General features: G+C 60.1%; 14 protein-coding genes. 5 read left to right on the forward strand and 9 right to left on the reverse strand.

The genetic code is table 11. The annotated features are described in order from the left end of the window. Window positions 1–10: 10 nt before the first annotated feature. From glyS to B9Z43_RS09155, 5 genes are all read right to left on the reverse strand, one after another. Window positions 11–2,143: a glycine--tRNA ligase subunit beta gene (gene glyS / locus B9Z43_RS09135; protein WP_108324754.1), complete on the reverse strand. Its 2,133-nt coding sequence runs from the start codon at window positions 2,141–2,143 to the stop codon at window positions 11–13. 11 nt (window positions 2,144–2,154) lie between these two features. Beyond that, window positions 2,155–3,060 carry a glycine--tRNA ligase subunit alpha gene (gene glyQ / locus B9Z43_RS09140; protein ID WP_100120369.1) on the reverse strand — a complete coding sequence of 302 codons (906 nt, stop codon included), beginning with the start codon at window positions 3,058–3,060 and terminating at the stop codon, window positions 2,155–2,157. A gap of 287 nt (window positions 3,061–3,347) precedes the next feature. Beyond that, window positions 3,348–4,898, reverse strand: coding sequence for an apolipoprotein N-acyltransferase (gene lnt / locus B9Z43_RS09145; RefSeq protein ID WP_108324599.1), 1,551 nt, complete (start codon window positions 4,896–4,898; stop codon window positions 3,348–3,350). Beyond that, entirely contained in the window at window positions 4,895–5,782 is an 888-nt protein-coding gene (locus B9Z43_RS09150; RefSeq protein ID WP_108324601.1) for an HlyC/CorC family transporter, read from the reverse strand. Before B9Z43_RS09150 ends, lnt begins: the two co-directional genes overlap by 4 nt. 72 nt (window positions 5,783–5,854) lie before the next feature. Beyond that, window positions 5,855–6,586, reverse strand: coding sequence for a GNAT family N-acetyltransferase (locus tag B9Z43_RS09155; RefSeq protein ID WP_108324603.1), 732 nt, complete (start codon window positions 6,584–6,586; stop codon window positions 5,855–5,857). A 160-nt stretch (window positions 6,587–6,746) separates the two neighbouring features. Here B9Z43_RS09155 and B9Z43_RS09160 point away from each other — a divergent pair, with 160 nt between their 5' ends. From B9Z43_RS09160 to B9Z43_RS09180, 5 genes are all read left to right on the forward strand, one after another. Continuing rightward, window positions 6,747–8,432 (forward strand): AMP-binding protein, encoded by a 1,686-nt coding sequence (locus tag B9Z43_RS09160; RefSeq protein ID WP_108324756.1) that lies wholly within the window; start codon window positions 6,747–6,749, stop codon window positions 8,430–8,432. A 7-nt stretch (window positions 8,433–8,439) separates the two neighbouring features. Continuing rightward, on the forward strand, window positions 8,440–9,363 hold the full coding sequence (locus B9Z43_RS09165; protein WP_108324605.1) for an MBL fold metallo-hydrolase: 924 nt from the start codon (window positions 8,440–8,442) through the stop codon (window positions 9,361–9,363). A 33-nt stretch (window positions 9,364–9,396) separates the two neighbouring features. After that, on the forward strand, window positions 9,397–9,777 hold the full coding sequence (locus tag B9Z43_RS09170; RefSeq protein ID WP_108324607.1) for a BLUF domain-containing protein: 381 nt from the start codon (window positions 9,397–9,399) through the stop codon (window positions 9,775–9,777). Window positions 9,778–10,108: 331 nt separating this feature from the next. After that, on the forward strand, window positions 10,109–11,188 hold the full coding sequence (locus B9Z43_RS09175; protein WP_108324609.1) for a helix-turn-helix domain-containing protein: 1,080 nt from the start codon (window positions 10,109–10,111) through the stop codon (window positions 11,186–11,188). Continuing rightward, window positions 11,169–11,678 (forward strand): PIN domain-containing protein, encoded by a 510-nt coding sequence (locus B9Z43_RS09180; RefSeq protein WP_108324611.1) that lies wholly within the window; start codon window positions 11,169–11,171, stop codon window positions 11,676–11,678. Before B9Z43_RS09175 ends, B9Z43_RS09180 begins: the two co-directional genes overlap by 20 nt. 184 nt (window positions 11,679–11,862) lie before the next feature. On the opposite strand, the gene B9Z43_RS09185 is transcribed toward B9Z43_RS09180, so the two are convergent. The 4 genes from B9Z43_RS09185 to B9Z43_RS09200 are packed head-to-tail and all read right to left on the reverse strand — an operon-like array spanning window position 11,863 to window position 14,668. Then, entirely contained in the window at window positions 11,863–12,207 is a 345-nt protein-coding gene (locus B9Z43_RS09185; protein WP_108324613.1) for a copper-binding protein, read from the reverse strand. Between the two features lie 2 nt (window positions 12,208–12,209). Further along, window positions 12,210–12,698 (reverse strand): DUF411 domain-containing protein, encoded by a 489-nt coding sequence (locus B9Z43_RS09190; RefSeq protein WP_108324615.1) that lies wholly within the window; start codon window positions 12,696–12,698, stop codon window positions 12,210–12,212. Window positions 12,699–12,724: 26 nt separating this feature from the next. Then, entirely contained in the window at window positions 12,725–13,210 is a 486-nt protein-coding gene (locus B9Z43_RS09195; protein ID WP_369910142.1) for a plastocyanin/azurin family copper-binding protein, read from the reverse strand. Window positions 13,211–13,249: 39 nt separating this feature from the next. Continuing rightward, a complete protein-coding gene (locus B9Z43_RS09200; RefSeq protein WP_108324619.1) occupies window positions 13,250–14,668 on the reverse strand; it encodes a multicopper oxidase family protein in 1,419 nt (472 codons plus the stop codon). Window positions 14,669–14,675 lie beyond the last annotated feature (7 nt).

Consider the following 14,675-nt stretch of genomic DNA (forward strand, 5'->3'; position numbering starts at 1 on the left):
CCGATGGCGATCAGGCCGCAAGACGCGACAAATCGGCCACGCGGTTCATCGCCACATGCAGCGACTTGAGCAGGCCCTGGCGGTTCAGGCGCAGGTCCATTTCTTCGGCGTTGACCATCACGTCGTCAAAGAAGGCGTCCACCGGGGCGCGCAGCGCGGCCAAGGTTTGCAAGCTGGCGGTGTAGTCACCCGCCTTGAATTGCGCTTCGGACTCCGGAACCAGCTTTTGCATGACGGCGTAGAGGTTTTTCTCGGCGTCTTCCTGCAACAGCGCGGGGTTGACGTGGGCGTCCACCTCACCGGCTTTCTTGAGGATGTTGCCGATGCGCTTGTTGGCTGCCGCCAAAGCGGGGGCTTCGGGCAAAGCGGCAAAGGCGCGCACGGCCGACAAGAACTGGCTGACCTGACCCAGACGAGCGGGACGCAAGGCCATGACGGCGTCGACCTCTTGCGCGCTGAAGCCTTGCTCGCGCAAGTTGCCCGACAAGCGGTCGTAGATGAAGTCGATCAAAGCGTCTGCACCGCCCGTGATCTTGTCGCCAAACACGGGGGCGGACAACGCCAGCAATTCGGGCAAGCCCAGCACCACGTCTTTTTCGATCAGCATGCGGATCACGCCCAGGGCATGGCGGCGCAGCGCGAACGGGTCTTTGTCACCCGTGGGCACGTTGCCGATGCCGAACATGCCGACCAGGGTTTCGAGCTTGTCGGCCAGCGCCACCACCAGGCCGACGTTGTTGCGCGGCAACTCGTCGCCCGCAAAGCGCGGCTTGTAGTGGTCTTCAATGGCTTCGGCCACCTCGGTGCTCAGGCCATCGTGGCGGGCGTAGTAGCCGCCCATGATGCCTTGCAGCTCAGGGAACTCGCCGACCATGTCGGTCAGCAAATCGGTCTTGGCCAAGCGCGCAGCCTGCTCGGCTTGCTGCGCCAGCAAGTCGCCACCAACTTGCTGGCCAATGGCTTTGGCGATGGCGCAGACACGCGCCATGCGCTCGCCTTGCGTGCCCAGCTTGTTGTGGTAGACCACTTTGGACAGACCTTCGACGCGCGATTCCAGCGTCTTTTTGCGGTCTTGGTCAAAGAAGAACTTGGCATCGGCCAGGCGTGGGCGCACCACGCGCTCGTTGCCACCGATCACCAAGGAAGCGTCGTCGGGGGTGATGTTGCTCACCACCAAAAAACGGTTCGTCAGCTTGCCCGAGGCATCGATCAAAGGGAAGTACTTCTGGTTGGCCTTCATCGTGAGGATCAGGCACTCTTGCGGCACGTCCAAGAACTCGGTCTCGAACTGGCAAGTCAGCACATTCGGGCGCTCGACCAGTGCGGTCACTTCATCCAGCAGGGCTTCGTCTTCGATCGGACGGGCACCGTTGCCCACCTTGGCCGCAGCAGCGTTCAGCTGGCGCACGATCTCGGCGCGGCGCTCGGCGAAGCTGGCGATGACCGAGCCGTCGTTCTTCAAGGTCTCGGCGTATTGGTCGGCATGTGCCAACACCACGGGCGAGACCTTGGCCTCAAAGCGGTGGCCTTGTGTGCTGTTGCCAGCCGTGAGGCCCAGCGCTTTGACGGGCACCACGGCGCTGCCGTGCAGCGCAATCAGGCTGTGCGCGGGGCGCACAAAGTTCACACTGCTCCAGCCCGGCAATTCGCAATCGGTTTCCAGCTGGTACTGCATGACTTTGGGAATCGGCAGCTTGGCCAGCGCTTCTTCCAGCGCCTTTTGCAGGCCCGCTTGCAGCGATGCGCCTTTGACGATGCTGTCGTAAAACAGGGCTTCGGCTTTGCCATCGGGGGCGCGCTTGAGGGCGGCCACAGCCGCCGCCGGGTCGCTCACATCTGCGCCCAGGGCTTGCAATTTTTTCAGCAGCGCAGGCGTGGCGTTGCCCGCCGCGTCCAGGCCCACGGCCACGGGCATGAGCTTTTGTTGCACGGCCTTGTCGGCACCTTGTGCCAACACGCCGGTCACGTGCGCGGCCAGGCGGCGGGGCGATGCAAAAGCCGTCACAGCCGCATCGGCCGCAGCGAGGCCCTGGGCCTTGAGTTGTTCGGCCAGCACGCCCGAAAAGGCAGCCCCCAACTTGTTGAGCGCCTTGGGCGGCAGCTCTTCCACAAACAGTTCCACCAGCAGATTTTGTGTCGTCATGTCGTTCTCCCTCACGCGGCTTTCTTGGGCATTTGTGCAACCCATTCACGCGGGGCCATCGGGAAGTCCAGACGTTCGCGGCTTTCGTAATAACTCTGGGCCACGCTGCGCGCCAGGTTGCGGATGCGGCCGATGTAGGCGGCGCGCTCGGTCACGCTGATCGCGCCACGCGCGTCCAGCAGGTTGAAGGTGTGCGCGGCTTTAAGCACCTGCTCGTAGGCGGGCAAAGCCAGCTGGGCACCCATGAGGTGCTGGGCTTGTTTTTCGTGGGCACCGAAAGCGGTGAACAGAAACTCGGCGTCGCTGTGCTCGAAGTTGTAGGTCGATTGCTCGACTTCGTTTTGCTTGTAAACGTCACCGTAGGTCAAGCCCTCGGTCCATTGCAGGTTGTAGACGTTGTCCACGCCTTGCAGGTACATGGCCAGACGCTCCAGGCCGTAGGTGATCTCGCCGGTGATCGGCTTGCAGTCGATGCCGCCGACTTGCTGGAAGTAAGTGAACTGCGTGACTTCCATGCCGTTCAACCACACCTCCCAGCCCAAGCCCCAGGCGCCGAGCGTGGGGTTTTCCCAATCGTCTTCGACGAAGCGGATGTCGTTTTTCTTGAGGTCAAAACCCAGGGCTTCGAGCGAGCCGAGGTACAGCTCCAAGATGTTGCTGGGTGCTGGCTTCAAAACCACCTGGAATTGGTAGTAGTGCTGCAAGCGGTTGGGGTTTTCGCCATAGCGGCCGTCCTTGGGGCGGCGGCTGGGCTGCACGTAGGCGGCTTTCCACGGTTCGGGTCCGATGGCGCGCAAAAAGGTAGCGGTGTGGCTGGTGCCCGCGCCGACTTCCATGTCGTAGGGCTGGAGCAAGGCGCAGCCCTGGGCGTCCCAGTACTGCTGCAATTTGAGAATGATTTGCTGGAAGGTCAACATGGCCTGAGCGTGACCAGCGGCGAGCTGGCCAAAGTGAGATGGGCGCAAAGCATTTGCGCAAACCCTTGATTTTACGGTCTTTGCCACTCAGAAACGGACTGGGCGCAGACGGCAAGGGCACGGCATGGCGATCGGGGGCATGGATCCCGGATCGAGTCCGGGACGACAAGCTTGCTGCGGGTGGGGTGACAAGCTGGTTGCGGGTGGGGTGACAAGCTGGTTGCGTGCGGGAGGGCACTTTGGCAATGGGGCAGGGAAAGCCTTGGCAGTATCGGGTGCGGCGCGGCTCACACCGCTCGGCGACGCCATGCGATGAGCAGCACAAGGCCCAGACACAGCAGCCAAAGCGGCCACAAGCCCCAGGCGGCTGCCCAGCGGGCATAGGGGGTGAGGCCGTTGCGGCCTTCGTAGGTGCCCACCAGCGTGCCCCGGGTAAAGCGCGGCAGCTCGTGTGTGACGCGGCCTTGGTGGTCAATGATGGCCGTGGCCCCGGTGTTGGTGGCCCGCAGCATGGGGCGGCCCAGCTCCATGGCCCGCATGCGGGAGATGTTCAGGTGCTGGTCCACCGCGATGGTGTTGCCAAACCAGGCGATGTTGCTCACATTGACCAAGGCGGTGGGCGCTTGCGCCCCGTCCTTGAACTGCGCGGCCAGCTCTTCGCCAAACAGGTCTTCGTAGCAAATATTGGGCGACAGGCGCTGCCCCTGCCAGGCGATGGACGGCTGGTCCAGACGGCCCCGGCTGAAATCACCCAAAGGGATCTGCATCTGGCGCACAAACCAGGCGAAACCGGGCGGGATGAACTCGCCAAAGGGCACCAAGTGGTGCTTGTCGTAGCGGTAGTCGGCCTGACCCTGCGGCCCCATGGCCACCACCGCATTGGCATAACCCTCGGCCAGCGAGCCCAAGGGCACACCGATCAGGGCCAGCGAACGACCGGGCTGCGCAAAGTGCTGCTGCAAACCTGACCAATAGCCCTCGGGCAAATGGCGAGGCAGCAAGGGAATGGCCGTCTCAGGCGCCACCACCAGCGCTTGCTGGCTGGCGCGCAAGCGCTCGTCGTACCACTGCAGGGCGTCGCGGATGCCGCTGCGCACATCGAACTTTTCGCTCTGCAAAATGCTCGCTTGCAACAACTCCACCTGGCCCATGCCTGCCGACGTGGTGAAAGCTGGCGACCAAGCCTGCAAGGCCCAGGACAGCAGACCCACCAGCGCCAAAGGCTTGACAGCGGCCAGACGCCAGCCACTCAGCGCCAGACGCATGGCCAAGAACGCCGCCACAAAACCCAAGCCGTACACACCCACCCAAGGCGCCCAGACCGCCAGCACGCCATCGACGTGCGCATAGCCCCCGGCCCCCCAGGGGAAACCGGTGAACCACTGCCCGCGCATGAGCTCGGCCAAGGTCCACACCGCGGCAAACAACAAGCTGCTCAAGCCAGGCTGGAAACGCGGCGGCACCCGTCGGCTCAAGACCACCCAGCCGACCGATGCGGCGACATAAAACAAGGACACGGCCGACGCCAGCAAGAACACGGCCAGAGCCGCCAGCGGCGCAGGCAGCCCGCCCACATCGTGCATGGACACGTACAACCACCAGAAGCTGCCCGCCAACCAGGCGGTGGCAAAAACGCCCCCGAACCAGGCCGCACGGCGCCAAGCCGCCGCCCAAGCGTTCTCGGTTTGGGTGATGTGCAGCAGCCCCGCTGCCAGCGCGGCCAAACTCAAGACCTGCAACCAGCCCTGCGCGAGGCCGCTGCCGGGCATGGCGATCGACGCGGCCTGGGCCAAGCCCGCCAACGCAGGCCACACCGTGGGCCGACGCAGGCGCTTCATGCAGGCGTCACAGGCTCAAGCGCCACGGGCGAGACCTTGAACCAGCGCACCGCTCCCGCTCGGGTGTGCAAGACCACAAACTGCAAACCGGCCAGCACATGCTTTTCGCCACGGCGGGGCACATGGCCCATCTCGTGCGCGATCAAGCCGCCAATGGTGTCGAAGTCCGGGCCCTCGGTGTCTTCGCGCGCTTCCTGCAGGTTCACGCCAAAGGCTTCGCTCACGCGCTCCAGCGAGGTGTCGCCGCTGACACGGAAGCTGCGATCGGGCAGACCAAAAATATCGCCGTCGTCATCGGCGATGTCGAACTCGTCTTCGATCTCGCCAACGATTTGCTCCAGCACGTCTTCGATGGTGATCAGGCCCGCTGTGCGGCCGAACTCGTCGATCACGATGGCCAAGTGGTTGCGGTTGTCGCGGAACTGGCGCAGCAAGTCGTTCAGACCTTTGCTCTCGGGCACAAACACCGCCGGGCGCAACAAGGCGCGGATGTTCAGCTCGGGGGCGCGTTGCAGTTTGAGCAGGTCCTTGGCCAGCAAGATGCCAATGATATTTTCTTTTTCACCCTCAAAGACTGGAAAGCGCGAGTGCGCAGTCTCGATCACTTGGTGCAACAGCTGGTCGAAGGGGTCTTCGATGTTCAGCAAATCCATGCGGGGGGCGGCCACCATCACGTCACCGGCCGTCATGTCGGCCATGCGGATCACACCTTCGAGCATCAGGCGGCTCTCGGCGTTGATGATGTGGTTGTCCTCGGCCTCGGCCAGGGTTTCAATCAACTCGTCCGTCGAATCGGGGCCGGGGTGGATGAATTCAGCCAGCTTTTGCAGAAAACTGCGTTTATCTTCGCGCTCAGCGGGGCGCGCAGGGTGGGGGTCTGACACAGTCAAGGAATGCAGGACATGCTGTTATTGCGAAGCCACAAGGATAGCGGATTCATGCGACAAAACCCGAACTCAGGGTTTGTCTTGGTGGTGTCGGGCATCGCGCACGCCTTGGCGGATCTCTTGCAAGGTGCCCAGCCATTCGCGAAATTGCTTGGCCTGCATTTTGAGCTGGTAATCGATCTCGGCCATCTGGTCCTGAAACAGGCCGCTGACTTGGCTGTCCAATGTGGCCTGGGGCACCGTGAGGTAGGCCTCGCTTTCGCTGCCATCGCGCTCCACACGGGCACCGGCGTGGCGGGCGATCTTGAGCATGGCCACGTTTTCGCTGAGGGCATGCACAAACAACATGCTCACGCCTTCATTGCGGGCGTGCATCACGGCGTGTCGAAACAGCTTGGCACCCAGGCCCTTGCCGCGCTGCCGGGTGTCCACCGACACGCCAAACTCGGCGCAAGTCGCCCACTGGGGGTCCACCGAATACGCCAAGTGGGCCATGGCCACCAACTCCAGCCGCCGGTTGAAGACACCGAAGATTTCGTCGCGCACGAAATTCAAGCCCGACACATAGCGCTCTATTTGCTCATCGGTGGCGGGATAACCAAAGCGCAAGTAGCGGTCTTGCGGCGCCAGCGCCTGCAAATGCTGGAGGATGCGGGGCTTGTGACGCGCCGCCAGCGAACGGATCGGGATCCAGCGTGATCCGGTTTTTTCACCACTGACCGTCTGCAGATCAACCGCAGACAGCAGTTGGCGCCACAGCTGACGCCAAAATCCGGGCCGAGGGGGTGAAACAGGTGTCATGGTGTTGTCTAGGGTATTCCCTGATTTTGCCTCCAAATCAGGGGCTTGCCAATACCGGTTATTTGTCGCGTGAGGGACCTTTTTCTTGCTCACCGAGGGCTTGCCCGATCACACCCTTGGCTGGAGCTGGCGACAATGCCCACAAAGAGGAGCAATGCACATGGAACGTATTTGGCAAAAGAACTACCCCGCTGGTGTGGCCCATGAAGTGGACCCCGGCCAATACAACAGCCTGACGGACTTGCTGGAGAGAGCATTTCGCGAGCACGGCGACAACCCCTTCTCGGTCTGCATGAACCGCTGGATGAGCTACAAGGAGCTCAACCAACTGTCCACCGCCCTAGGCGCCTGGCTGCAAAGCAAGGGCCTGCCCGCCGGCAGCCGCGTGGCGATCATGCTGCCCAACCTGCCCCAATTTGCCGTCACCATGGCGGCCGTTTTGCGCGCGGGCTACACCTGCGTGAACGTCAACCCGCTGTACACCGCGCGTGAATTGCAGCACCAGCTCAAGGACTCGGGCGCCACCGCCATCGTGGCGCTGGAGAACTTTGCAGCCACTTTGCAAGAGGTGCTGGACAGCTCGGCCATCCAACATGTGGTGGTGGCCTCGATTGGCGACTTGCTGGGGCCTTGGTATGGCCGCTGGATGACTTTTGCCGTGCGCCATCTGGCCAAACTCGTGCCCGAGTACGAGTTGTCGCTGGCAGGCGGGCGCACGGTGACCCCGTTCAAGAAAGCCATCGCGCAAGGCCGGAACATGAACCTGAAGGTCATGCCACAGTCGCTGGACGACATCGCCTTCTTGCAGTACACCGGCGGCACCACCGGCCTGAGCAAAGGCGCCGTGCTGACCCACCGCAACGTGGTGGCCGCGATGCTCCAGGCCGAAGCCTGGTTTTCACCGGCCCTGGCCGACATTGGCGACCTGCGCAAAGTCAACAGCATTGCCGCGCTGCCGCTGTACCACATCTACGCCTTGACGCTGTGCCTGCTGGCCATGCGCCAAGGTTCGCACATGACCTTGGTGCCCAACCCACGTGACTTCGGCAAGTTCATCGAAGTGCTCAAGCAGCGCCCCTTCCACATGCTGCCGGGCGTGAACACCTTGTTCAATGCCCTGATGCAGCACCCCATGTTCAAGACCATCGATTTCTCATCGCTCAAGCTGACGCAAGCTGGCGGCATGGCGGCATCGGCCGGCACGGCGCACCACTGGCAAGCGGCCACGGGCAGCGCCATGATCGAAGGCTGGGGCATGAGCGAGACCTGCGCGATCGGCACCAACAACCCGGTGACGCAAAAAACCTTCAGCGGCAACATTGGCCTGCCCCTGCCCGGCATCGACATCGCCATCAAAGACGACGCGGGCAACAGCTTGCCCGTGGGCAGCTCGGGCGAGATTTGCATCCGCGGCCCCAACGTGATGGTGGGCTACTACAACCAACCCGAAGAAAACGCCAAGACCTTCACCGCCGATGGCTTCATGCGCACGGGCGACATTGGCGTGATGGACGAAGGCGGCTACACCCGCATCGTGGACCGCAAGAAAGACATGATCATCGTCAGCGGCTTCAACGTCTTCCCCAATGAGCTGGAAAACGTGATCTCGACCTGCCCCGGCGTGGTGGAATGCGCGGCCGTGGGCATTGCCGATGACATGCAGGGCGAAGCCATCAAGGTCTTTGTGGTGCGCAACGACCCGCTGCTGACCGAAGAGGCGGTGGCGCGTTTTTGCCACGAGAACCTGACCGGCTACAAGCGCCCCAAATACATCGAGTTCCGCGACGAACTGCCCAAGACCAACGTGGGCAAAATCTTGCGCCGCGAACTGCGCAGCAACAAATAAAGCCCGCATGTCGACACGTCCTGCTCTGCCTGCTGGAGTCACCGTGATGGAGCGCGGCTGGCTGTCGGCCAACAACATCCTGTTGTGCGACCAGAACAGCGCCACCTTGGTGGACAGCGGTTATGTCACGCACCAGGCGCAGACCCTGGCCTTGCTCGATCAAGCCCTGCAAGGCCGCCCGCTGGATCTGCTGGTCAACACCCATTTGCACAGCGACCATTGCGGCGGCAACCAGGCCCTGCAAGCGCATTACCCGGCGCTGCAAACCTGGATCCCGCCCGGCCTGGCCTCGGCCGTGCAAGGCTGGCAAGAAGACGCGCTGAGCTACAAGCCCACCGGGCAAAACTGCCCACCCTTTCACTTCAACGGCCTGCTGCAACCGGGCAGCACCCACCGCTGGGCCGACATGGACTGGCAAGTGCACGCGGCCCCCGGGCATGACCCCCACTCGGTCATCTTGTTTGCGCCCGAGCACCGCTTGCTGATGTCGGCCGATGCACTGTGGCAAAACGGTTTTGGCGTGGTGTTTCCCGAGCTGGTGGGCGTGGATGCGTTTGACGAAGTGGCCCAAACCCTGGACCTGTTCGAGCAGCTGAATCCGGCCACCATCATCCCGGGGCATGGCGCGGTTTTCACCGAAGTGGCACCAGCGCTGGCCTTGGCCCGAAGCAAGCTCGATGGCTTTGCGAAAAACCCCGAAAAACACGCCCGCTACGGCACCAAGGTCTTGCTGAAATTCAAGCTGCTCGAATGGGGCCAGATCTCACGTGCCGACTTTGACACCTGGGCCGGGCAAGTGCCCTACCTGGAAGACTTGCATGAGCGCTTTGGCTTGGGCATCGACCGCAAGACCTGGCTGGACATGATGCTGGCCGAGCTGGAACGCAGCGGCGCTATGCAGGTGCACGAGGACATGTTGATGGACGCCTGAGTCAGGCCCTGGCCCGATGCTATTATTTTCAGCATGCTTGAGCGCCTTCTTTACCAGTCCACGCCCACACAGGAGTTTGGCTCCCTGGCACTTTTCAAATTGCTGACAGATGCGCAACACAAAAACGCGCAAATGCAGATCACAGGACACCTGCTTTTTGTGAATGGTCAATTCACCCAATGCATGGAAGGTCCACCCGGCAGCATCGAATTGTTGTGGCAAAACATCCAGCGCGATCCTCGTCACCAACACATCCAATTGCTCATGCGTCGGGCCACTGAGAAGCGGCGATTTCCCGAGTGGAGCATGGCATTTTCAACCTACAGTGCGTTTTATGTGCACGGCATGCGCGGCTTCTTTCCCGTGGACGCCAATGACCAATCGCCCTTGATTGATCTGTGTCATGAAGCTTGAAAGACCATAAAAAAAACCCACTGGCGTGAACCAATGGGTTTTTTAATTTGGTGGTGGAGTATAGCAGCACCGCAAACACTCATCCCGAAGGTGTGAGGCTTGTTGTCCTGAAAACACCCCCCGAATGAGGAAATCGGGGCGCTTCCAAGGTTTTGCTCTAACTTCCTCGCTGGTTAGGAGAAATTCCTGCCACCACGCGTGTCGGCCACTGAAGGCCAGCAGTCCTGGCAAGCATATAGCGCCATCTGTCGCGCACCAAGGCAAAGACTACCCAGGGGTTTAAAAATTTGGTAGACTTCCAGATCTTTTAAACCAAACCCTAGGAGGTATCATGATCGCAGATCGCATTCGGCAAGCACGATTGGCTGCTGGTCTGACCCTGGGTGCTTTGGGTGAAAAAGTCGGTGTCTCGCACACAGCGATCCAGAAGTACGAGAAGGGGTTGCTAACGCCTTCTTCCTCTCAACTCCTCAAGCTGGCGCGTGCCTGCGACGTCCGCACCGAATACTTCTTTCGCACCCACTCCGTCGAACTGCTTGAGCCAGAGTTCCGTAAAACGGCGGCCTTTGGCAAGACGGCACAGGATGCACTAAAGATCAAGGTCGTGGAGTTGGTGGAGAAGCGTGTGGAACTTCTCGGGGCTTTTCCAGAATTACCTCTATTGGTGTTCGCCCCTCCGGTCGGACTCCCTGAACACATCCAGGCGCTGGATGAGATCGAAGCACTTGCCGACCAGGCCCGCAACGCTTGGCAGTTGGGAATGAACCCCATTGGAGACCTCACAGACACCCTTGAAGGTCTTGGTCTGCTGGTCATTGTCGTTGATGAAGAACACCCAGGGTTCTCTGGCCTGACCGCCAAAGCCCGCACCGACGATGGTCGGGAATTCCCGATCGTGGCCGTCTCAAAACGGTGGCCAGGCGATCGGCAGCGGTTTACGCTGGCTCACGAACTGGGGCATTTGCTGCTTGAGGGACGGCTGGCTGTTGGCCTTGATGAGGAAAAGGCCTGCGACCGGTTCGCGGGGGCCTTCTTGGCACCACGCGTGGCCGTGCATCAATTGCTTGGGCAGCAGCGCCACGCGCTGGAGTGGCAGGAGCTCTATGTGCTCAAGCATGAGTTCGGCCTATCGATGTCTGGATGGCTGCAACGAGCCAAGCAGTGTGGCGTGATCACCGATGCTGCACATCTCATGATGTTCAAACGCTTTTCGGCCAAGGGCTGGCGCAAGAACGAACCCGGAAATCCATTACCTCAGGAACACCCCCGACTCTTCGATCAGTTGGTATACCGCGCTCTGGCAGAGCAATACATCTCTGAAGCCAAAGCAGCGGAACTGCTGGGCATCCCGATGATGCGCTTCCACAAAGAACGTCAGTTGGAGTCATCGGATGCGGTTGCTCATCAGTGATGCCAATATTTTGATCGACATGGAAGCCGGGGCGTTGATGGGCACGCTCTTTCAGCTTCCCATGCAGTTCGGCATCCCTGACCTGCTGTATTACGAAGAAATTGAACCGGGCAGCCCAGGACTTGAAAACCTGGGCCTACAAATCATGGAGGTCAGCGGCGACTTCGTGGCGTATGCCCAGCAGTTGCCAGCCCAGCACAATCATCTGCTTCCAGCGAAAAACGGTCCCAAGCCCAGTCACAACGACTACTTAGCTCTGGCACTTGCGAAGCAAGAGGTCTGCACCCTGCTGACGGGTGACACCAATTTGCGAATTGTCGCCAACAAGGAGCAGGTCAACGTCATGGGCACCATTGGGCTGTTGTGCGCCATGATTGAAAACCAGTTGCTGACGGTCGACGACGCCTTCAAGGCGCTTGACAGAATGAAGCTTGGTAAGCGCCGGTTGCCCTGGCCAGAAGCCGAAAAAATGCTCAACGCCTTGCGCTGAGCACAACATCCACGGCGACGGAACAGCCACTAATTTCGCGCACGTTCGATCTCCATACGTTTTGCTGTATGGAGATCACCGATGCCAATCAAATACTGCCGTTCCGGCCTTCTATTCTGACCAAGTCAGCCAACGAATCTAGGACCACTAAGACTGCTGGCGTAGCTACCAAACCAAAAAATTCTTAACGAGCGCCCTTGAGATCAGTAACGATCATTTTCCCCCCTTCATTGATGACCATGAATTCGACCTTATCACCAGGCTTCACATTGGCGAGTAACGCTTTGTCTTTGGCTGTAAACACCATGGTCATGCCGGGCATGTCCATGTGCTTAATGGGGCCGTGTTTGATGGTGACTTTGCCAGCCTCAAGGTCTATTTTCTTGACTTCGCCTTCGGTCATCGACGCAGCGGGCTGCGACATATCCATCTTGCTGTGATCCATGGTGGTCTGTGCCATGCTGCTCACAGGCAGCGCGATGCCCAAGGCCAAGGCGGAAACGGTGGTGATTTTCTGGATGATGTTCATGGTTATCCTCGTGGGTAGGTGTTGAAAACAGTGGTGCTGCCGTCGCGCTGGATTAGCAGCACCTGATACGCATCGCGTCGGTTGTCATAGGATGGACCGTCCATGCCTGGCGACCCAACCGGCATGCCTGGCACTGACAGTCCCAAGGCTTTGGGTTTTTCTTTGAGTAGGCGTTGGATGTCCGCAGCGGGCACGTGGCCCTCGATCACATAGCCCTGGATCAATGCCGTGTGGCAAGAGCCAAATTTCTGCGGCATACCAAGGCGTGCGCGTGCGGCGTTGTTGCCTTGATCAATCACAGTGGCAGCAAAACCATTCTTTTCGAGGTGCGCAATCCAGTCTTTGCAGCAGCCGCAATTGGGGTCTTTCCAGACCTGCAAAGTTGCCGGTGCGGCGTAAGCGGTCATGCTCAAAGGGGCCAGTGCCAGCACGGCGATACCCGCGATGCAGGCGCGCCGGGCGGTGAGAACAATCGAGTACTGTCGGGACATGTGGCGCTCCTCGTCAATCGCTCAAACTATTTCTTGTTGACCTTGACCTGACCCTTCATGCCGGCCTCGTAATGACCTGGCATCAGGCAGGCAAAATTCACGGCACCTGCTTTTGTGAACTGCCAGACGATTTCCCCCTGCTTTCCAGGAGCCAGCGTGACTTTGCTGGGTTCATCGTGTTCCATGTCTGGAAACTTGCGCATCTGCTCAAGGTGTTCCAGTAATTCCTGCTGGGTGCCCAAACTCAATTCATGTTTGACCTGGCCTTTGTTTTTGACGATGAAGCGCACCGTCTCGCCCTGCTTGACTTGAATGTCGGCTGGCGTGTAGCGCATGTTGTCCGTCATCTCGATGGTGACGGTTCGGCTGGCCTTGCTGGCCACGCCGGGCTTTCCAATCGCAGTCTCATCACTGTCGTGTCCGTGGCCACCCGCATGGGTACCACCTGCAAAAGCAGCACTGGACAACGCCAGCGCGGCGATCAAGGTTAAGGGACGAAGGGTTCGGGTCATCTGGGTCATTGCGATTTCTCCTGGGTTGAATGAAAAGGATCAGTGGTTGTCGTGGCCGCCGCCGCTTGGCTTGCGCACTTTTACTTCCGTTGGGGTGAGCGGCTTCTCGGCGCGTGGCATGGATTGCCCGCCTTCCGACTTGAAGCGGGCGGGTTTGGCCAGTGGCCCGGTGTATTCGTGCGCAACCGAGCCTTCCGGGTGCTTGAACCAGCCCGGATTGCTGTAATCACCGGGCTTTTGGTCGCGGCGTACCTTGAGCACGCTGAACATGCCGCCCATCTCGACCGAGCCGAACGGGCCTTCGCCGGTCATCATGGGCGCGGTGTTGTCAGGAATGGGCATTTCCATCTCGGTCATGTCGGCCATGCCGCGCTCGCCCATCACCATGTAGTCTGGAATCAAGGAATTGATCTTCTTGGCGATCCCTCGATGATCAACACCGATGAGCGTGGGCACATTGTGACCCATGGCATTCATGGTGTGGTGACTCTTGTGGCAATGGAAGGCCCAGTCGCCTTCCTCGTCGGCGAGAAATTCGATCTGCCGCATTTGGCCGACCGCGACATCGGTGGTGACCTCGTACCAGCGAGTGCTCTTGGGAGTTGGCCCGCCATCTGTGCCAGTGACGAGAAACTCGTGCCCGTGCAGGTGGATCGGGTGGTTGGTCATCGTCAGGTTGCCGATACGAATGCGAACCTTGTCGTTCAACCGCACATTCAATGAATCGATGCCGGGAAAGATTCGGCTGTTCCAGCTCCACAGGTTGAAGTCCAGCATCGTCATGATCTTGGGCGTGTAGCTCCCAGGGTCGATGTCGTAGGCGTTGAGTAGGAAACAAAAATCCCGGTTCACTTCATCGATCAGCGGATGCTTGGCCTTGGGGTGCGTGATCCAGAAGCCCATCATGCCCATGGCCATCTGCGTCATTTCATCCGCGTGTGGGTGATACATGAAGGTGCCGGGACGACGCGCGACAAATTCATACACAAAAGTTTTACCTGGTTGAATGGCGGGTTGATTCAGTCCAGCAACTCCATCCATACCATTGGGCAAACGTTGTCCATGCCAGTGAATGCTGGTGTGCTCAGGGAGCTTGTTCGTCACAAAGATCCGCACGCGGTCGCCCTCGACCACTTCGATGGTGGGGCCTGGGCTTTGCCCGTTGTAGCCCCACAGGTGGGCCTTGAAGCCTGGGGCCATCTCGCGCACCACTGGCTCGGCCACCAAGTGAAACTCTTTTACGCCGTTGTTCATACGCCAGGGCAAAGTCCAACCGTTGAGTGTCACCACCGGGTTGTATGAGCGCCCAGTATTGGGCACCAGTGGCGGCATGGTGTCAGGGCTGGTTTGAATGACGGGCTCTGGCAAGGCTGCAAGTGCCACGCGGCTCACAGCACTGGCTGCAACTGCACCACCAGCGATACTGGCCAATCGGAAAAAATCTCTTCTGGATGTCATTGCTTTA

The sequence above is a fragment of the Limnohabitans sp. MMS-10A-192 genome (assembly GCF_003063335.1).
Classification (GTDB): domain Bacteria; phylum Pseudomonadota; class Gammaproteobacteria; order Burkholderiales; family Burkholderiaceae_C; genus Limnohabitans_A.